Raw genomic sequence first — 21226 nt, 5'->3', positions numbered from 1 at the left:
TCCCCATCAACAGCCATTACGATCCGGAGCTGACAGAGCCACCTGAAAATTCAGTTGCCGAGGAGGAACGGTTAAACCGAGCGTATTTGCGCTCAAACTTCCTGTCCACTCTGCAGTCTGACCGTCCGCACGAAATGCCTCTACCGCTTGTATCACATAATCGTCTTTCATAACTAAATGTAAGGACAATTCCTTTATCCCGGCAGGCAAGTGCATTTCCACATCAATCGTATTGTGCGAGCTTCTTGCCACGCGGAACGAAATCGCGCCTTTGAAAGTTGCCACTCCGTTTACCTGCACGGCTTTGCCCTCATCCAGCCATTCCGCAGGAATACAGGGCAGAATGTGAAGTTTATTTCCTTCCAAGATGTAAAGCGAGTTCATAATCATTTCCATGATCCGGCCGTTCCCGCTGCCGTTAGGCTGCCAAGGGGATAACCACTGCAGCTGCGGACTAAAGCGCTCGTGCACGTGCATCGTGTCCAATGTTGTGGAAAAAGCCATCGTTGCATAGAAGTAGCGAAGCGCCTTTTCTCGCTCCCCCCTTAAACTCCAAGTACGGTGCCATATTTTCTCCGTATTATTCACGTAATATAAATCAATCGGCTTCCCTGCCCATGTCTCCTGCAGTTCCCCTAATTCCGCATCCTCCATTTCCGGCAGCTTAACGGCAAACAAATCGCTCATCGCATAACGCTTGCGCATCACATATTCGATTTCCGGGACGATATCGTCAGATGCATCGATAAGTCCGGTGTCCAATAAATAAGTCGGACCGTCAATCGCATAAACGGCCGCCCGGACATCGGGTTTCGTATACACCTCGTTGGATATCCACCTGACGTGCTCATCCTCGGGCAAAACGTATGTCGCTTGCTTCACGGAAGTAAGCAGACATAGTTTATAGTCGTCAGCTTCGGCTGCATATTGAGCGGAAGCAGGATGTCCGATGTCGGCCAGTGCTGCAGCCATGAGAGCAAACCCCTGCCACGTCGCCGCGTTCGATAAGAAGAAATAACCTTTATCCGGCCAATCATGAACACGCCCTTTGGGTAATAATCCATAGTGGGCCACTTTTGTGCCGTCTACTTCGTATATTTTTGTGGCATTGCGCTCTTTGCTTACCCAGTCGCAAGCTTTAAGAATAATTGACAGATTGGCTTCCAGCCATTCCCGATCCTTCGATATAAAGTAATAATCTGCAAGCAGCCCAAGCACGGAGCCCGTCTCATTCATCCAAAATATATGTGCGCGGAACGAACCCTCAGGCGATACAATATCACCTTCAGGGCCGATACTGCCGGTTTGCGTGCTTAAGAAGTATTGCAGCGTTTTCTTGACGGTATCCGCGGCCCCTAACCGGCTAAGTATCCGTAAATAGTTGGCCACCTCCCACGTATACACTACCGTATAATCGTTAAATCCTCCCTGCCCTGGAAGCGCCGATCCATCCTCCCGCTGCGCGATCAGCTGAAACGCATTCGTCTTGGCGGTATCGAATATCGCCTGAATTACCGCTTCCGGTACCTGGACCTCCGCCAATCCCGCTAAGGCATTCTTCCATATACCCCTGCTTTGCCCGATCGCGGATTGTTCATCCAGAAAGCTTTCCTTTGCGATTTCCTCAGACATATCCGAATTGCCTGTCTTATTAATGATCGTATCGAATATTTCAATATGAATTTGCTTCGTTTCGCCCGGGGCTAACAGCATTTGGAATTTCAGTACGTTTCGATAATCGCCTGCTTTCGCTGCATATTCCACATGGGAGGCTGGGTCGGCTTTATATCGCAGGATTGTCGAGCCATCCTCAGCCATCAAGCAACCGGACGTTTCTTCGAACACCTTCTGCGTTAACTGCATTCCGTTGAGCCAAGCCTCACTTCTGCTTTCGTAAGGTACATAGTCCTCGTTCACATGCCTGTAAAAATCGCGATGACTGGCTTCCGCGTTCAAGAAATACCACTCGCCCGTTCGCGCTTGCGTCGGGTGCAGGTTCGTTACCGACAAATATTGATGGATACGCAAACTGCCGTCCGCCGCTTTTACCGTTAAGCTGGTCACGCAGTTGTCGTAATCCGCTTGTTTGACCGAAGAGCGCAAAATCGGCACCGAAGGTGACAGCAGCGATTGCTCGACGTTCTGAAAATCGAAAAACCTCGGCTCCGATCCCAAACCGTCGCCGATCAGGAAACCGTGTGCGCGCCGCAAATCCCCCCTTCGGCCGAGCGCGTCCTTAATCAGCACTGTGAAATCCGGCCGTATTTCAACCAATGTGTCCGACAATGGCGGATGGATGTATATGCGCTTGGAGCGGGTTCGCGGAAATAATCCCGATATCCGATTCCAACTAGGCTCTGTTTGACGGTTTTTTATCATTTCAACATGCAGCTCCCTTTCATGAACGATACTTTTATGATTGTTTTCAGATCTTCTCCGCTTGTCATTGGTCTTACAAAACGATCCCGGTCCGCTCTTCCGAAGACCGGTTGGCGGCCAGCGTGACTTCCAACGTCTTTAGCGCATCGTCATAGTCGCATAAAATCAAGGCTTGATTTCCCGATTTTACGGCGTCTATTAAAGCTCTGCATTGCGCATAGCCCGGATCCAGCTCAGCCGTGACCGTCAGATTCCGTTCATTGTCGATTATGGTTAAATGGCTTCCGTTATGGCTTAAATGGACAAAGAAATCCGGACCGAAAAGCTTGATTTCCGAGCTGGCATGGAACGGCGACAAACAGGATTCCGTTAGCGAACCGACGGCTCCGCTATCCATGAAGAAGTTTATCGTTCCGGCATCGGGAATCGTGCTTTCCGGTTCCGTCCGATCAAAAGACACGCGCCCGAATGCCGCTTGCACCTTGTTGATTCCGCCGGCGACATAACGGATCATGTCAACCTGGTGAGTGGCGGTATCTACCAAATGTCCGCCGGACATTTCGAGCTGCTTCCACCACTTGGCCGGATGCGAACCGCCGAAACGGGTGCCTTGAATGAGGTGAGGGCGTCTGCCCTCCAAATATTGCTTCGCTTGCCGAACCGTATCATAGTAGCGCAGAACATAACCCACGGCATGAATGATTCCCGTTTCGCGGATGATTTTCGCCTTTTGCCGAACCGCCTCCGCACTTACGCCAAGCGGCTTCTCGACGAAGAACGGAATCCCGCGGCTGGCCGCGACAACCTCCAACTCTCCTCTGGCAAACTGCGGCGTGCAAATGAACACTAGATCGATCCGCTGTTTATCCAGCACTTGATCCGCACTGTCCATCACCAGGGCGCCGGTCGCTTCAGACGTTCGCCGCGCATTGTCCGCATTTACATCGAATACGCTCACGATCTTTACATCTTCCATTTTCTTAAGCACGCGTATGTGGTCTTGGGCAATGCCGCCCGCGCCAATAAATCCAATCCTAACGATCATCTTTAGCCATTCCTCTCTAAACGGTTTCTTTTATATTTCCGACCAAATTCGCTTCAAATTGTCCAGCCCGACTCTTGTGCCTGTCAGGCTATCCTCCATGCCTTCGAATTCCAAGGACAAGTAGCCGTCATAACCGGAATGTTTGAGTATACGCAATATTTCTCTTACGTTGATATCGCCATTGCCAAAAATAGCGCCTCTTAGGTAGGTGCCGTTCACCGATTGGCCCCACCCTTCCCCAGGATCGAAGTCTGACGAGCGGACATAGAAATCTTTGGCATGAACCATCGAAGCGTAAGGAGCGTTTCGCATGCAAGCCCCGATAGGATCTTCGTCCACGCACATAAAATTTGCGATATCCAGCGTCGTACGAAAATTTGGCCGGCCGACACGACGAATAAGCCGTTCAACCCGTTCGCTGGCTTGAATGTAATGGCCATGATTTTCTACACTTGTCGTAATGCCGTATCGGGCGGCATAATCGGCAATCCGGCGGCAAGCATCCGCTATTCGATCCAGGTCCTCGATGAAATGGGACTCCGTCAATTGTTCCGCCGGCCGGAATGCCGCATCATGTCTCATCAGCTTCGCGCCGAGTCGATCCGCGATGTCGACATGCTTCAAGACTCTCGCGATTTCAGCTTCGCAAGCCCGCTCGTCCCCCGCGACAAAGTTGGCCGTGATCGCATAGTTCGATATGTCCAGCTTTAATTCCGCTGCTTTCTGGCGAATGGCATCCGCTAGCGCCTCGTTATTTTCCAGGTCGTATCCTGCCGGAACGATCTCGACATGCTCGCCGTCTTGCTCGGCTATCCATTCGATCACATCCAGCACGCTCATCTGTCTGGACACGATTTTATCTACCAAACTATAAGTGCTTACACCCAGCTTCATCTACGCATCTCCTCCGTATTCGACCAATCATCTTCGTTTATCACTCTACGATTCCCGTACGTTCGATGCCCTCGACAAAATATCTTTGAGCGAACATGTACACGATTAGCGGCGGAGCGATAATCAGGAAGGCTGCCGCCATTGTAATCGACTCGTTCAAGCTGAAATAACTTCCGCCCATGGAAGAGCCAGTAGCGGCGGCCGAGTTTAAGTTCCCTTGCAGAAATTGCATGCTTTGCGCGAGCAAGGTGAAGTCTCCGTTTTTCAAATATAAGGCAGGCTCGTAATAATCGTTCCAATGCCATACGAAGGAAAACAGGAAGACGATCAGCAGAGCGGGTCTGGCCAGCGGCAGCATAATACGCCAAAAAGTCTTGAGCGGACCCGCTCCGTCCATACGGGCGGATTCCTCCAGCTCCTTGGGCAATGTGGCAAAAAATTGGCGAAAAATAATAATGAATATCGCGCCCTTCAACCCTTGTGCAAACAGGCCGGGAACGAGCAAGGGCAAAGGCGTATTAAGCCAGCCCAGCTTGGAATAAAGCACGTATAGCGGAATCGATAACGTTTGCGGCGGGATCAGAAACGTCAGCAATACGATAAAGAAAAAGACCGGCTTCCCTGGTATCCGCATTCTGGCAAACCCGTAACCTGCAATCGCGCACGACGCCATTTGCATAAGCGAAGCGGCGATTGATATCCATCCCGTCTGCACAATGGACTTCCAATAATTCAAGCCGATCATTGCGGAAGCGTAATTGGACCACTCCAGTTTGCTCGGAATCCACCGGATCATGGGATTCACAAGATCGGTACCATGCTTCAAGGAAGTTGATATCATGTAGACGACCGGGTTCAGATACAACAACGCAGCAGCCGATAAGATGATATAAATCGCCAGCTTGAATAGCCAGCCGTCGTTAAAGTGCTTCCCTAACAGGAGCATGCGGCTTTTTTGCATTCCCGAGCTTAACCTTATCCTGACCCGCCACTCCCCCAAATGCTTTAAGGTCGAGTGTCCCATTTTTCGATTGTCATCGGCCGGTAGTTGTCCGCCATTCATATCGTCACTTCCGTTCTCTTGCTTTGACGTCTAGCAATTAAAACAAGCGCAATGATCGGCAGCATAATAAATGCAAAGTAAATCCATCCTAATGCGCTGGCATAACCGTATCCCGTGTTTGCATCCGTCGTATTTTTCAGAATATGGCTCAGTATCGGATTAAACGGATTGGATGACTGCTCCACTAGCGTATAAATGAGATTCAAAATAATGAAAGGTGAAATGGCGGGAAACGTAATTTTCCAAAATGACTCCCATGGCGTCGCCCCGTCGATCTGAGCCGCTTCGTACGTCGATCTGGATATCGTCTGGAATGCCGCCAGAAACAATATGATTTGCACGCCGGAGAACCAGAGTATGATGACGAACTTGCCGAGCAAATCCATAACCGTACCGGCTGCGGTTAAAGGCAGCACATCGTAGATGACGTCCGCTAGATTGTATCTCTCTACTAAAGGCAATGAACCCTGCCCTTGTTTGAATAATTCGAGCAGCACCTGACCGGAAGCGAAAATAACGGGCAGGAAAAAGACGGCGCGGAACAGCATTCTGCCCTTGAACTTCTGGTTCAGCATGACGGAAATCAGAAGGGCGAAAATGACGGTAATCGGCACGGTGAGCACCATTTCGCGCATAAATAGAATCATCTCTACCGGAAAGATGTTATCGACGACAAATGCATGTTTATAATTGGCCATTCCTACAAAATCGTACTTCAATCCCGATCCGTCGTTCTTGACGCCCACTTTATGAAAGCTGATAAAGAAGGAATAGATTAACGGATAGGCGACGAACATCACGATCCCGATCATCCAGGGCAGCAGGAATAAGTATCCGCGCAGGGCATCCTTGAACGATTGGATTCTTCTATGCCGCGCATGATCTTCCTTGGTCATTACCGATCCCGCGTCCATCCGGCTCATCTTTCCCCCTCCTTCGCTACTTGGTAGAACATCGGCTCAATCGAAAAACCTTTTCCCTGGTAAGGGGCGTTAGTATAGTTCACCCGAATTTTTCGCCCGTTCTCGTATTCAGTCTCGTAGACGCCTTCGGCAAGCTTGCGATGCCCGATAATGAAACTGTTTCTGACACCCGTTTTTGATAACGCTTCGTATTCGTCTATAATTTGTTGTTCGAGCACTTCATACTGGGAGCTGAAAATGTTTTCATACGACGTACGCTTCAACATTCGCGAATCCTCGTAAGTGAGTGTAAAGTTCGGAACCGCTCCGTATTCGATTTCCCGCAAAAATTGCACGGCTTGATCTTCTCTCAGGTTCGCCGGGCCTGAAGAATAAGGAACAAGGCCATGAACGGCTATCGGATAAAACGGAACCTGTTCATCCACGATCAGATCGAAATTGTATTCAAAGGGAAAGTCGAACATATGGTCGACGTGACTCAATAAATAATCGAACCCTCCCGATACTTTGACATTCCCCAAAGCTTGGCGCACGGTATCCGTCATACGGATGGAGTAAGAGATGGATTCCTGCCTGCTAATTTTACGGCTAGGGTGAAAATCGCTGTTGAGACGGGTCCCCATGTTAACCAAATTGGCGCTAGCGAGCCCTGTTTTCTTCCACTTTTCAATCAGGTCCGGCACGTATTTCTCTGCATTCCTTACCGGGCTGATCAAATAGATGGTTTCGTCCGCAGCGTTCTTATAGGTTAGCGGCGTGCCGATGATGGATTGAATCCCGTCCGAGCCGGGAGTAAATCCGTTGCTCCGCGAGTTGGAAGCCGTATCCAGCCGATCATTCAAGCTTACCCGAATGCCTTTTGAACGTAATTCGGCGATCAGCTTGCGAAGCCCCTCTTCTCCGCCCGCCTTCTCTTCAATCGGAAAACGCTTCGGCAAATTCCCCGGATCTCCGCCGTTTTGCCAGCCTGACAATCCGACCTCGATATTGGTTACGCCTTGCCCGATGAGGCGTTGAACGATTTCCTCAACCTGCTTAAACGTCGTTGCGATCCTGGTATTCTCTCCAAGCGGCGTAGATTCGCCGGCGCCGATAACGAACTGAAGCTGCAAAGGAGACTGACCGGTTTTCGAATCGAGCCGCTCTACTTTGCGATGCTTCATCAAGTAGTCCCGGTAAGCTTGCGCCATGCCTACATAATCCGCATTTGCCTGATCGAGAAACATATAGCGAACCGAAACCGCTTCGTAAGGCATCGTTTTTTCATACGACAGAATGCTCGATGTCAGGCCTGTCGGTTGACTATAAAACCGGCGGTATACGAACTTGGCATGCGCCTCATTGAATTGGGTCGAAATACCGGCCGGAGTCGCTACGACATTCGCTCTTGCAGCTCCCTCCTCGATAACGGCGACAAAGCCTGCCTGCCCCGAATTGATACCGAATACCGGATAGGAAACAGGTGTTCTTCTCGTTGCAGGAGTATCGGCGGGAATCGACAAATCCTGTCCGTACACCGGTTGATTATAGGCATTCATTAAATCGAGATCTTCTTTGTTGAAGCGGATCAAGCCGCCTGGACCGTCCGGTACGAGCAAATAACCGTCTGCCCCGTTCAAGGCCGCCCCCATAAACGGAAGGAGATTTAGCTCCAATAACATACTTTTTTTCGTCTCTAAGATCCCTTGTTCCGGTATGCGGGCAATCAGTTGATTATTTTCCAATCGGTATGAAACATAAAATTGGAAGCCGAGCTCTTCTACAACGTACATCATGGCTACTCCATCTGTGATGTTGTGCCATTTTACGGTAGTCGGTATATCCTTCAGATTCGTATCTTTGATTTGCGTCCCTTCGGCGTTCAGGTAACTCAGAACGATTGGAGACTCCAGATGGGTGCGCCATAATCCTTTTGTCGTATCCTTCGCCAAAGCTGCCGAATCCGGGTTGCTGCGCCACATGATTCCGCTGTTCTTATCCTCGATCGCTATTTGTCCGCTCTTCGGATCAAACCATAATGCAGCCTTGTCCTGCTCATATGCCTTGAACCATTGCACGCCATTGAGGTTACGGGATTCTCCTTGAGGCACATCGGACGTAACGTTCAATCCGGAGAAAAAGGTCGCGGCATCCTCCTTTGAAAGATTATCCGGGTTAAAAACGACGGCTGCGGGACGGTTCAACCACCAGACGGCCGTGACGACGATCAGTATGACAGCCAACGCCGCCGCTCCTCTTTTCCAATACCTCAGGTAAAACGGCTTCTTCGCTTTATCGAACACGTGACCACACCTCCCGCCCAAAACCGGCTACAAAGTCGGTCGCCTGATAAATCAAACCGATCAGCACGAAACCGAATACCCACAGGCAGAGAAACGTGACAACGGAAACCGACATCATGCCGATCGCTTCTTTCAAATTATAATTATGCACATTCTGAGTACCGACAAAGATCAGAATAAGCACCCATATTACAATCAAATAATGAGCCGCCGTATAAAAAATCTCTTCTTGCAAAGTCAGCGCGTTCGACAACCACTGAAGCGGTAAAATAAATAAAATGTACGGCGCCAACGCATAGCTGTTCACGACAAAAACTTTGCCGAACGAGCCTTCGCCGCGCATAACCGATCCCGTCAAATAGTTGGCGACGATCCAGGACAGCCAAGGCAGGAAATATTTCATTGCCTCCATGGCCAGATTCAAAGTTTCGAACCGCTGCGCGGCGAACAGCATGCTTACGACCGCTTTGCCGGCAATGATGAGGATAAAGCCGAGTACGACAAAGCTCAGGGCGAATCGCCATCTCAGCTGAGTCGATGAGGCAATATCGTACATCCCGTTCATCGGATGCCACAGCGCTGCAAGCATCAACTTCCACGGCTCGGCCAGTTCGCGAGCCCGGTTCGCCCATCGGCGGTTTTCCTCCGTCGCAATTTCCGTCACCGATTCGCCCTGATCGCGGGCAAACACGCTTTTTTTGCGGCTTCTAATGATTTTCCGACCAACAATAAAACCGCATAAAGCAATAACCAATATCGTCATACCCGTACCGAAGAAGCGTAGCAAGAAATTCATGCGCACCTGCCAGTACGATTCCGAATAACCTTCCTTATCCTTCGCTTGTTCGAAGTATGTCATGGCCTGCTCGTATTCCCCGTCTTTGAACATCGCCTTGGCTATACCCAAGTAAGCCCTGTCGTTCATCCCGTTCAAGCGGCGAATTTCTTCCCACAGCTTCCGGGCTTCTGCATACTTGCCTTGATTGTCCATATAAGAAGCTTGGTGGACCAGTTCTCCGTAATGCGTGCGCTTCATGATTTGAATGCGATTCAGTTCCCCATCGGCTATATAGAGGGAGCCGTACGAATCCGCGACGATACTCGTCATCCGCTTGAACGTTCCCAGCCTCTGCTCCGAGCCGGTGGATGTCGCGCCGAATACGAACAACAACTGGCCGTATTTATCATACTGATAGATTTTGCCTTCGGCGGTTTCCGCCACCGACATGACCCCGTTCGAGTCCACGTGCACATCCTGAAAGGAAAACTTATCCAACGGCTTCACCCATGGCGCGAAGTTATGATTCATCAAGAGGTCGACACCTCCGAAGTTAAGCCGTTTCAACTGTCCGCTCTTTAAATCTTTGTTGACCGTAAAAATAAATCCTTGAGCGTCACTTGCGACATTCGTAACCGAGCCCGGCAAACGCGAAAGCTCCTCCTTCAGCTGCTCCTCCGTGAAAAACTTCCTCTTCAGGCTGTCCAGCCAACTGGTCGGAACTTTATTGGCGCCGTAGAAACCCGCGAATGTTCCATCGGGCGCAAGCTGGAGCAGTCCCTGATAACCGCCTTTCGTAACCATGTAAATGTACCCGCGCTGGTCGACAATGACCTTCAGGGGAGCATATACGAACGTTTTTGGAAGAAGCTCGGAAGACGGGGCGACATATTCTTTTGCGAACTTTCCTTCTTGGTCGAATACGGCCACTCTGCGGCTCCCGGTATCCGCCACGTAGATTTCGCCTTTCTCCGTTACAAATACGCCTTCCGGTTTCCGCAGCTTCGCCTTCGGCTCCGGATCTGTCGATTCAGGTATCGTCCGGACGATGCGGCCCTCCAAATCAAGCTGCACGATGCGGTTATTGCCTGAATCCGCAACATACAATTCATCCTTGGCCGTCATGAATAAATCTTCCGGATGGTTCAGGCCGCCCCATACGTCTTTCGGTACGAATGCATTGGGCGTTCTTATCCATACGTTGTTCGAATCGCTTGAATAAGTCGTATAGGGCAGCTCGGCATAAACCGGCCGGTCCGCTCCCCGAAAGAGAACGACTCCGAAGGCAATTGCCATCATGGTTATCAATACCCGCCTGAGCGTCTTCATGCTTGTAGGCATCGTTACACTCCTTTATTTAATTCCCGAATGTGCCATCGTATTTAGCACTCTGCGTTGAAACAACAGGAAGACGACCAAATTCGGAACGAACATCATTAATCCGGCCGCAGCGGCAACCCCTTGTCCGACCACGTTGTTCGCCAGCCCGTTTGTTAACGTCATCGTGAAATAAGGAAGTGTTTTCATCGATTCGGTTTGCGTGAACAATACCGACGTTTCGGTCTGCGACCATGAGCCTTGGAAAGCGAGTATCCCGATGGTGGCAACCGCCGGCATACAAATCGGCAGAGCAATTCGGAAAAATACGACAAATTCCTTCGCTCCGTCAATTTTTGCCGCTTCGATCAGCTCATTGGGAATCTGTTCCATAAACTGCTTCATCAAAAACACGCCTACAGGCGCGGCAAGGAGCGGCAGCACGTGAACGAGAAAAGTATCCATAATGCCCAAGTTGGCGATAACCAAATAACGCGGTATGGCAACGGTCTCGGGGGCGAACATAAGCGCGACAATCGTAAAGGAAAAAAACAGTTCCCTGCCGATGAATCTTTGTTTGGCAAATGCGTATGCCGCCATCGAGCTGACGAAAATGGTTCCTGCAACCGTAACTAAAGTAGTAAGCACACTGTTGAACAAATAACGGGAAAACGGGATAACTGCCGTCTGCGATTTCAGGAGAAGCTGCTGGAAATTGAACAGCGTCGGTTGATTTGTCCAAAACCTGGGCGGATACAAAAACAATTCGCTGATCGGCTTGAAAGCATGGTTCATAATAAATACGATCGGCAATAACATGAATATCGCCAATAATGTGAGACCGGTCATCGCAAATACTTGGAACAAATCGATTTTCTTCCAGCGCGCAAGCGACAGCCTTATTCTCCGCTTTCCTACTTTGGAAGTCGGAATATGAACAAGCTTCGGTCCCATTTTATTCCTCTCCCTTCGATGAGAATAACCGGAACGACAGCCTGGAGCTTCCGTAAACGAGAAGGAGCAGAACGACGGACAACGCCGAAGCGTAACCAAGCTCGTAACGGATAAAGGCATAATCTTCGATATGATTCGTAATGAGATGCCCGGAATACTGCGGCGTAATCGGTGAACCTGCCAGCAAGGCGCCGATCGCTCCCGCCTTCAGCGTTCCGACGACCGACATGATCGCGCCGAAAAGCATTTGCGGTTTAATGGCCGGAATCGTAATATAATAAATTTCTTGAAGCCTGTTCGATATGCCGTCTATTGCGCCTGCCTCGTACAGTTCCGTGTTTACGGTTTGCAAGCCTGCCAGCATTGCCAGAAATCCGACGCCCATACTCGCCCACAATGAAACGATAATCATAATGTTCATAAAATATTGCGGATCCTGAAGCCATAACTGCGGATCCTGCACGACACCGATCGACAGCAGAAAGTTGTTCAAGTAGCCGATTCGGTCGCCGTTGAAAATGACCAGCCATACGACCGACATGGCGACGCCCGCAGATAAAGAAGGCGTGTAAATGGCAATCGTGAATATATCGCGGATTCGCTTGGGAAGCTGATGGATCAGCCATGCCAGCAAAAAGGATAGAGAATATCCGAGCGGACCGACAATAATGGCGAATTTAAACGTATTCGGAATTGCATTTTGTAAAAAAATGCGATCCTGCGTCAAAATGGCTAAAAAGTTATCCCATCCGATAAAGGTCGGCATGGATATAGCATCAAACGAGAAAAACGCCAGCGCGTTTGCCAATACGATCGGAATAACGATGAACACCGTGAAACAGATCATAAAGGGAGCGATGAACAGATAGGAAACCCGCTGCTTCCATAACGTCGTCAATAATGCTCGCCATCTCCGTTTCATTAATGCAGCGGAACTCATGGCTCCACTCCTTTCCAGGGTCGTACCAGTTGAGGAATATCAAGCGTATGCAGCAACGTACCGTTCCGATCTCTCAGTCCGAACTCGACCTGCTTCCGTTCCATTTCCCGATTAATATCGGCGACCGCTTGTTCCATGGCGATACGCGGATTTTTACGCTCCAACACGACTTTATTCCACGCGATTTCCAAATGCCTGCCCGTATAGTAACCTCCGGGAAGCTGGGGAACCTCCTTGTACCATTGAAGCTGTTCCCTTATCGGTTTAAGGTCTTGCTTTGGCCACGGCAGTTGTTCGAAGGCCTCCATATTGGCCGTATTCCATCGGTACTCCGGTCCGTACAAAGCTTCGATGTCGGTTCCGAAGCGCCGCTGAGTGTCCGTCGATGTCCACCATTTCAAGAATTCCCAAGCCTCCGATTGCTTCCCGGATTTTTGAAAGATGACCCCGGCCTGCAAAGCGCCGCCGGACCAGCGCACAACCGTCCCGTCAGCCTGCTTCGTGCCGGGAATCGGAGCGACCTTCCAACGTCCCGCCAGCTCAGGAGCGGCAAATTGAACTTGCATATATGTATTGAAGTCGACGACGCCAATCGGAATGTCGCCGATTCGAAAGTGGCTATAGAAGCTCGGCACTTCCTTCGGCATTTGGTATAAGTTGAACATATCCGTCCATTGCTCAAAGCCTTGCAGCGCTTCTTCGCTGTCAAGCGCGGAGCGCAAGCCGTCGGCCGAATAATAGGAAGCGCCCTGTTGATACAGGAACGGCAATCCGTCTTTGGGCGGAATATAAAAATCGAATCCGTTTTGCTGCAGCGTCGGCAGCATCCGCAGAACATCATTCCATGTATCCGGAGTGTTTAACCCGAGTTCCTCCATAATATCCGTCCGGTAAAGCAGAACGTTAAATCCTTGTATTTCGGGCAATGCATAGTCTTTCCGATCATAATGAAACACGGATAGCGCGCCGGGGTGGAAGCGCTTGGCAACTTCATCGTAGTCGGGAAACCCGGATAAATCCGTCAGTGCGCCGCGGGTTGCAAAGTCAATCGGCATCGCCGTATCGACGCCTAACGCCACGTCCGGCTGCTTGCCGGAAATATTGCCTAAAATAAGCAGCTGCGGATCCGGCACAATATTGATATTAACCTTGATGCCTGTTTCGGCTGTGAACGTTTCATCCGTTAACTGTTGAATCACGTTGACATAATCCCGATTGCGATTAACCCAAACATTTAGCGCATTGGGTTTGTTTTGCGCATACTCGAAATCGTTCGTAAACGAACGAAAGAAATTACCCAGCATATGGCCCGTTCGCTGCGACCAGTTGGCTTTAATCTTTGGAAGTTTTGCCCCGGGCTCGGCGATCCACAAATAATCCAGCAGCAGCGGTTGATCGAGCATGCGGAATGTCCATGTTCCCAAGTTGTTCTGCATCGATGCGAACAGATTCAAGCGGTTCGGGATCGTACGCGGATGATCGCGTAAATCTGTTAAATCCTTTGCCGCCGATTGAAATGCATTTTCAATATCCGATCGACCGACGGTAACATTGGCGAGCATGCCCGACAAATCATCCAAGTCCTTAATAATGACTGTCATTTGCTCGTAGAGACCGGGAATATATTTCTCCAAATCCCAATCCCGGTTAAGGTCCGTATTTCCTCCGGTCGAATACGATTTCTCGAAGTTCCCCGTAATTTTCCGTATCGTTTGTTCCAGCTTGCCGATCTTCTGCAAATTGTGCAGCAATCCTTCGTAAACAGGCATAACCGGTGATGCAGTAACGGTCATTCTGATGGTATGCTTCCCTTTCGTCAGCTGAAACGGCAACGGTTCCTCCTCACCGTCCGACAGCGTCAATCCTTCCCAGTCCCATGAAGAATTGTAAGGAAAGCCGACCTGCTGCAATTCTTTAAACGGAGATTTACCGTCGATCGTAATCGTTCTGTAAGCATAGGCATTATTGGAATAGGCTTGTAAATATTTAAATCCGATATGATAAATGCCGTCTTTGGGCACGTTGAATTCCCATTCAATCCATTCCCCGCTTCTTCGGAACTGGTCACCTCCGATCGTGTTGTAGCGAATATGGCCGTCCGTCGACGGTGATATCAATGCGCTATCCGTCGATTGCAGTTGAATCGACGAATTCGACTTAAGCGAGATTTGTTCGGCTTCAATCTTCTGCAGCCAATCACCTGTAGCAGCAGTTGCATACTGGACAATTTCCTGCGCTTTCGCATCGGCTTGCCTTGGATCTTGAGGCGACGCCAAATAAATTCCTTGGAGCTTCATCGCATCCCGGTCGGATTGGAGACGGATCTTGTGCGTACCTTTTGTAAAAAACCACTTTAAAGGTCTCGGATCAACTGCGTAATCGGTTAGCCGCGCATTTTTCCAGCCTTTCAACTCGACGGAAGACGGCCTGCGATCGTTATCGAATTCATCCCGTTCCGGCGGATAAACGCTGACTGCGTAGCTGCGCTTAAGGACGAGACGTTCGGCCTCCGCATAAGGCGACTTGCCGTCGATTTGAATCCCTAACCGCAAATCGGTCTTATGGTCGTCTGCGCTATCATAAATAATCCCGATGTTGTAGTAGCCCTCCTCCGGCAGTTCCACGCTCCATTCGATCCACCCTTCCCCTCCTTTAAACAGCACACCAGCATCTTCCGCCAATCGTTCGTACTGGCGCGGATCAGACATATCCGAACTGTCTTCGGCGGGAACCATCAGCGGCTGTTCCAGCAAGGTTGAATCCTTTGTGCCTTCCGGCTGCAACGCCAGCCACTGCAAGTAAGTCGGAATCCCGTTTACGTTCTCGGCCGGCCGCGGTTTGACTGCCTCCGGACCATCCCCCTTTACGGTCATAATAGGCAAAGGGCTTGTAAACGAAAATAATAGAATAAAGGCCAGCAGCGCAGCTTTAACGTATTTCCAACGCTTCAACATAGTAAAGCCTCCGAATTTTTATCGAAGAAGAGCGCCCGGTTCATATCGACGCCAATAACGATCCGTTCCCCTTCTTCGAAGCGGGCATTCGGATCTACGCGAATAACGATTCTTTGCTCTTTGTTGTCCGTATAGAGATAAGTATCCGAGCCAAGCAGCTCCTTAATTTCAATAACGGACTCGAATCGGTTCATTTGCAGCTCGGGTTTCGCCAAATCTTCATGCCGATAAAGCAGATTTTCCGATCGGATGCCCAGAATAACCGGCCTGCCGACGGCCCCGTAACTGCGCAATACGGCGCTCTGTTCGTCCGGAATGCGAAGCGTATGCTTGCGCGTTTCAAAATAACTTATCCCATCGCGTATCCGAACCGTTCCTTCGATGAAATTCATTTGCGGCGAACCGATAAATCCGGCTACAAACAGATTCGCAGGCCTTCTGTAAATTTCTTCCGGTTTCGCCACTTGCTGAATGACGCCGTCTTTCATGGCAACGATACGCGTTCCCATCGTCATGGCCTCGACCTGGTCGTGCGTTACGTATACCGTAGTCGTACGCAGCCTGCGGTAAAGCTTGCCGATCTCTTCTCTCATTTGAATACGCAGTTTGGCGTCGAGATTCGATAAAGGCTCGTCCATAAGGAATACTTCCGGTTCCCGGACAATGGCCCGACCCAAGGCAACGCGCTGTCTTTGTCCGCCGGACATTTGCTTGGGCAGCTTATGCAGCTGCGATTCGATATCCAACACTTTGGCTGCGCGGTTCACCCGTTCATGAATTTCGGCTTTATGCAGCTTGCTAAGTCTGAGACTGAACGCAATATTCTCGTATACGGTCATGTGCGGATAGAGCGCATAGTTCTGGAATACCATTGCAATATTGCGATCCTTGGACGATATATAATTGACAATTCTGTCACCTATATAAATGTTTCCTTCCGTAATATCCTCCAAGCCGGCCAACATCCGGAGCAAAGTGGACTTGCCGCAGCCGGAAGGACCTACGAGCACCAAAAACTCGCCATCCTCAATTTCGAGGTGAAAGTCTTTTACGGCTACCCGCTTCTCCCCGGGGTATTGTTTATGAATGTGATGAAACGACACTTTAGACACGGTTGCTCCCCCCTTATGTCGGTCAAGCTCCGGCATTACCCGGAGCTCCGACCTTTATGCGCAAAGCTGATAAACCTATTTTTTACTTGGCCAGCTTCTTCTGGAGGATTTCGTTCACCTTCTGCATTCTGGACGGGAAGAAGTCATGCGCGCTAATCTCTTCCTCATAGGCGACTGCTCCGAAATCGGTGAAGGCTTTAGAAATTTCTTGGCTCGCAGGGATAAACCTTGCAGGGTCGAAACGGGTAATTCCCGGCGTATACTTTAATACTTCTTTGTCGAAGCCTTGGTATACTTCCGCATTCGCGAAAGCTTCCATCAATTCCGGGTCATCGGAATTCGGGAACGAGCCGCCGAATTGAAACAACGTTTTCTGGCCTTCTTTGGTCGCATCCCAGAATTTGATAAATTCCCAAGCCGCTTCTTTATGCTTGCTGGCTTTCGATATCGACATCGGACTCAACCAGCCGAAATTAACTTGCTTGGCCGTCCCTTTCGGCATCGCGGCAATATCCCATTCGAATGGGAACTGCGCTTTGAAACCCGGTAGTACGGGACCGATCGAAGTAAAAAATAGCGATTGTCCCGTATGAAACGCATTCATTTCAATTTTGGCTTTCGCTGCGCGTTTCGTATTAAGGAGCGATCCGTCGTTAACCATTAAATCGTTGAAAAAGTTCAAATCATCCAATACTTCGGGAACGGATCCGTCGGCAAGATTTTTCGAGAAATCCTCATTCATCGCCGCCATATTAGGCGCATGTCCGTTCGCCATCGGTAAAGACATGGCCACGAAGTTGTACCACCATACGCTGTTTGCTACGCCGAAGTGTCCCGCACCCGGGTTCGTAGCCGCCTTGGCCATCGCCCTAAAGTCGTCCCACGTCCAATCCAGCTTCGGCTTTTCCAAACCGTACTGCTTCAATAAATTTTTGTTGTACAAAATGAAAAATCCGTCATTGCCGCGGCTCAGCGCGTACAGTTTACCGTCTCTCTTGAAGTTATCCAAGTATCCTTTACGATAAGGATAGCTTTTGAAATCCGAGTCCTTCTCGGCGTAAGGCGTTAAATCTTCAATTAGATCTTCTGTAATCGCCCGATCCAGCGAAGTGTTCCAGATCACATCGAGCGGTTGTCCCGCCGCAATGCTTTTAATCAATTCGTCTTCGCCGTTCTCGGCATAAACGCCCTCCACTTTGATCCAAGGAAATTTCTTGTTGAACGCTTCGAACATTTTTGGCCAATCCTTATTTTCCGGCGGAATCACCCACCCCACTCTTAGTGTAATTGGCTCTTGCGATTGCTCTGGCGTCGGCGATTTTGTCCCGCTCGACTCCGGCGCCGGCGGCTTCGTCTGTTCCGTCGTACGGCTGCATGCCGCGACAACGAGAACAAGTACACAAATTGTAAGCACTTTCATAACTTTCAATATGCCGATCTTTTTCATAGACACATGTTCCCCTCTTCGTTTTATTTGATCTTAACAAAAAATTGGGAGTCGTCTATCTATTTTTCATATACACTGGACGTATACCGCTGCTCATCGCCCGATCCAAACAAGATATCCGTGAAATAATAGTTTCCTCCGGGCGTCTTCGTCCGGGTGAATGCCACAGGCAGGACAAACAGCTCCAATGGTTCGTTCCCCTTTTGGGCTTCAATTTCCAGAACATGCTCTCCCTCGGCAAGCTCGATCTCGAATAATCTGTGCATGTAGCTTCGATGATACCCTGGGACAAAATCTCGTAGCTCATGGTCTTCCAGTACGATTTCGCCGTTCAAATGCACTTTAACCGGAAACGGGGTACCGACTATCAACCTGACATTGCGCTTGCGCGGATTGATCAGAGTGGTCTTGGCAATATACATGCCAGGTTCTTCCGTTCCTAACAATTTGGAGAAAGAGAGCCGATTTCCTGGAACGACGGCTTCCGTATGCTGCGAGCTGCTTGGCCCCCATAGCTTCCAGTAGCCTGAAGATATCAATATAAAACGAACGTTGTGGCTATTCCATAAAGAATTGTCATGCCAGCGATCGATTCGGAAGGTTAGCTCATAGAACGGCTGCCGGTCACCGCCCGTTGCAACATCCGTTTCCCATTCCAGTTTTTCGCCTGGCTGAAGTTGATAGAATGGAGCTTCTTCCGTACGCCATCCGGCCGGCGCTTCCAGCGCAAGCTTTCCTTCCCACAACTCCTTCGATCGGTTGCGCAGCGAAATGATCAGTTTTTTACGCTCCATCAATCCGACCGCCGGTCCCTCCGGCCCATAATCTACACAAACTTCCAAGCCTTGATTTAATGCAGCTCCTTCAGGCAGCAAGTATCGGTTGACACTAACGCTTTGCTCCAGCAGCCCTCGCGGATTGTAGTCGCCGCTCCATTCTCCTGGGATAAGTAAGTTATCCTTCTCGATGCGGGTAGGATGCTGGCCCTCGATCGCAACCGGAATATCCCATATCGCGATCACTTCTTTACTGATTTGCAGCGTGCGCGTTGTAAGCTCGTCCAGATCGGCTGGAACGGAAAAACCTTTAATCTGCGGGCTGACGACTACACTGTGGCCGATCGGTTTAACCCATCGTTCAGGAATGCTGTCCGCTCCGCCTATTATGCCTAATATCGCGCCAAGCGTTGCGGCCGTACAGTCCGTGTCGTATCCGCAGTTAGCCGTTTTAAGCAAACAATCCTCGAAGCTATCGCCGTAAATCCAGCCGAGTATCGTAAATGCGACGTTTTGAGGAGCATCCGTAAAGTTGTAGTTCCCATACTTGCTTACAATTAATTCCCGTGCTTCAATCCAGGACTTCCCGATTGCCTTGAAATGCAGAATGTCGCTAACCGCATTCGCGATCCGGCACTCCGCTGGAATAAAAGACAAGCCGATTTGAATGAGCCGCTCTTTATCCGATTCGAGAAATGCCGCGCTCTCTATCGCTGCGAAAAACATCTCGCCGTAAACGCCTTCGCCTCCCGCATGATCGACAATCGCATCCTGATAAGCGTAATAGGCCGCCACTCCAGGTGCCCCCGGCGCCACCATCGCCCATATTTCCGAGCGAATCGGCGACCCCATGCAATCGGTAAACGGATTGTTGAACGATCCGCTTAACGGGGCCTGCAATCCATAGCGCAAGTTCGTGAGGCTATACCCGTACTCGTCAAATGGAAAAAACACGTGCTCGACCCATTCCTGACCCAATTCCTTCGATGTGATCCTTGCGCCATATTGCTCCAATGCATGAAGCCAAACAAGCTGCAAATCAAGATCGTCGTTCGCAATCGGCTTATCCGGAATTACAGGGTAAAAAGTCAAATCAAGCCGTTCCGTTTTCCCTTCGTCATAACCTCCAAGTGTGCCGCCGATATTTTTACCGAGCCACCCCCCGAAAACTTTCCGATAATAATCTTGTTCATTCAATACGCTTTTGATCAAAACGCTACCTCCCTAATTCTCCCAATTGATTATAACTCATCTTACAATCAAGCCGAATCGATTGACTGGGAATGCGACTCTTATGTAGAATTGTAAGTGTTTTCAGTATAAGGCCTTCTCGCGAATAACAACATTGCCTGGATTAATGTTTGCTGATTGAAGAATGTGTGAAAGGGCGGCATTTTCAATGGACTACTTTTTCCTCAATGGACTAGCCAGATTAGACGTGAAGTGGACTCGCCTATACAACGTAAACCAGAACTTCTTATTACCGCGGTCTAATCCGTACTATCAACTGATTATGGTTTCGGATGGTCCCGTATATATGCAAGCAGGTAATGAAAAATATACCCTGAACGTAGGAGACTGCCTGCTTTTGCTGCCCTGGGAAGATCATTTCGCATGGAAATCCGGCGGCGGCAGCTTCTTTTGGGTTCAGTTCTCATCCGACCCGCCACTTGAAGCGATAGAAACAGGAGATAATTTAACCTCTCTGCTTAAGATTTGCCATACCAGTTCAAATTTTTTACGGACTTCCACGAACGATCAGGCAGGAATGCTCCTCATTCCCCGTCTCTTTAGTCCGCTTCGCCGATACGAATGCATGCATACATTTGAAATTATGGTTAACGAATTCAATAAACCGAAAGGTTATTACCAATATCGATTAAATCGCAGCATAGCCAAAATAATCGAAATTATCGCTGAAGATTTACTTGAGAACGTCTTGAGCGACATCTATTTGCCCGCATCTATCGTTACATACAAACGGCTTGTGGAAATCTTGAACGAAAGCTATATGCTGGAGTGCACAGCCGCTTCGATCGAAAAAATGCTGGACCGGAAATATGAATATCTGTGCAACATTTTCAAGAAATATTCGGGCATAACGATTAACTTGTATTTGCAGCAGCTTCGTATACAGCGGGCGAAATATTTGCTTCGGGAAACCGATAAGACCGTTCAAGATATCGCTTTTGAATTAAGCTTCGAGAATCCTTTGTACTTCAGCAAAACGTTCAAGAAGCTGGAAGGCGTATCTCCTTCCCACTATCGAGAAAATCTTCAAAAGCTTAATTCCTAAAAACAAACGACAGCTCCTTACCGCAACAAAAAACCTCAAGGTTCGCCGTAAAAGCGTTCCTTGAGG

At 49.5% G+C, this 21226-nt stretch carries 14 protein-coding genes and 1 pseudogene; 2 read left to right on the top strand and 13 right to left on the bottom strand.

Going from position 1 to position 21226, the window contains the following annotated elements; translation table 11 throughout:
- Nucleotides 1-6: 6 nt before the first annotated feature.
- From DQG23_RS13075 to DQG23_RS13015, 13 genes are all read right to left on the bottom strand, one after another.
- A complete protein-coding gene (locus DQG23_RS13075) occupies nt 7-2379 on the bottom strand; it encodes a hypothetical protein (RefSeq protein WP_113031292.1) in 2373 nt (790 codons plus the stop codon).
- Nucleotides 2380-2452: 73 nt separating this feature from the next.
- Nucleotides 2453-3424, bottom strand: a complete 972-nt coding sequence (locus DQG23_RS13070) for a Gfo/Idh/MocA family protein (protein WP_113031291.1) — start codon at nt 3422-3424, stop codon at nt 2453-2455.
- Nucleotides 3425-3454: 30 nt separating this feature from the next.
- Nucleotides 3455-4318, bottom strand: a complete 864-nt coding sequence (locus tag DQG23_RS13065) for a sugar phosphate isomerase/epimerase family protein (RefSeq protein WP_113031290.1) — start codon at nt 4316-4318, stop codon at nt 3455-3457.
- 40 nt (nt 4319-4358) lie between these two features.
- Nucleotides 4359-5279 carry a carbohydrate ABC transporter permease gene (locus DQG23_RS13060; RefSeq protein WP_158560445.1) on the bottom strand — a complete coding sequence of 307 codons (921 nt, stop codon included), beginning with the start codon at nt 5277-5279 and terminating at the stop codon, nt 4359-4361.
- Nucleotides 5280-5377: 98 nt separating this feature from the next.
- Nucleotides 5378-6304, bottom strand: coding sequence for a carbohydrate ABC transporter permease (locus tag DQG23_RS13055; protein ID WP_238177874.1), 927 nt, complete (start codon nt 6302-6304; stop codon nt 5378-5380).
- Nucleotides 6301-8586 carry a DUF5696 domain-containing protein gene (locus tag DQG23_RS13050; protein WP_113031288.1) on the bottom strand — a complete coding sequence of 762 codons (2286 nt, stop codon included), beginning with the start codon at nt 8584-8586 and terminating at the stop codon, nt 6301-6303. Before DQG23_RS13050 ends, DQG23_RS13055 begins: the two co-directional genes overlap by 4 nt.
- Entirely contained in the window at nt 8576-10705 is a 2130-nt protein-coding gene (locus DQG23_RS13045; RefSeq protein ID WP_113031287.1) for a YIP1 family protein, read from the bottom strand. Before DQG23_RS13045 ends, DQG23_RS13050 begins: the two co-directional genes overlap by 11 nt.
- A 12-nt stretch (nt 10706-10717) precedes the next feature.
- Entirely contained in the window at nt 10718-11635 is a 918-nt protein-coding gene (locus DQG23_RS13040) for a carbohydrate ABC transporter permease (RefSeq protein ID WP_113031286.1), read from the bottom strand.
- A 1-nt stretch (nt 11636) separates the two neighbouring features.
- On the bottom strand, nt 11637-12575 hold the full coding sequence (locus DQG23_RS13035) for a carbohydrate ABC transporter permease (protein WP_202865909.1): 939 nt from the start codon (nt 12573-12575) through the stop codon (nt 11637-11639).
- A complete protein-coding gene (locus DQG23_RS13030; RefSeq protein WP_113031285.1) occupies nt 12572-15529 on the bottom strand; it encodes an extracellular solute-binding protein in 2958 nt (985 codons plus the stop codon). The genes DQG23_RS13035 and DQG23_RS13030 overlap by 4 nt, the downstream gene beginning before the upstream one ends.
- Nucleotides 15523-16641, bottom strand: a complete 1119-nt coding sequence (locus DQG23_RS13025; RefSeq protein ID WP_113031386.1) for an ABC transporter ATP-binding protein — start codon at nt 16639-16641, stop codon at nt 15523-15525. The genes DQG23_RS13030 and DQG23_RS13025 overlap by 7 nt, the downstream gene beginning before the upstream one ends.
- A gap of 82 nt (nt 16642-16723) precedes the next feature.
- Complete coding sequence (locus tag DQG23_RS13020) at nt 16724-18088, bottom strand: ABC transporter substrate-binding protein (RefSeq protein ID WP_113031284.1); 1365 nt, start codon at nt 18086-18088, stop codon at nt 16724-16726.
- Between the two features lie 59 nt (nt 18089-18147).
- Complete coding sequence (locus tag DQG23_RS13015; RefSeq protein ID WP_113031283.1) at nt 18148-20076, bottom strand: ADP-ribosylglycohydrolase family protein; 1929 nt, start codon at nt 20074-20076, stop codon at nt 18148-18150.
- Nucleotides 20077-20239: 163 nt separating this feature from the next.
- Here DQG23_RS13015 and DQG23_RS43750 point away from each other — a divergent pair.
- Nucleotides 20240-20512, top strand: a pseudogene (locus DQG23_RS43750) (AraC family ligand binding domain-containing protein); the annotation flags it as partial.
- Between the two features lie 168 nt (nt 20513-20680).
- On the top strand, nt 20681-21160 hold the full coding sequence (locus DQG23_RS42945; RefSeq protein WP_238177873.1) for a helix-turn-helix domain-containing protein: 480 nt from the start codon (nt 20681-20683) through the stop codon (nt 21158-21160).
- Nucleotides 21161-21226 lie beyond the last annotated feature (66 nt).

Origin of the sequence: Paenibacillus contaminans (genome assembly GCF_003285015.1) — a bacterium.
GTDB lineage: Bacteria > Bacillota > Bacilli > Paenibacillales > NBRC-103111 > Paenibacillus_V > Paenibacillus_V contaminans.
Note: the sequence above shows the minus strand (reverse complement) of the source record. Positions and strands in the feature narration are given on the sequence as shown.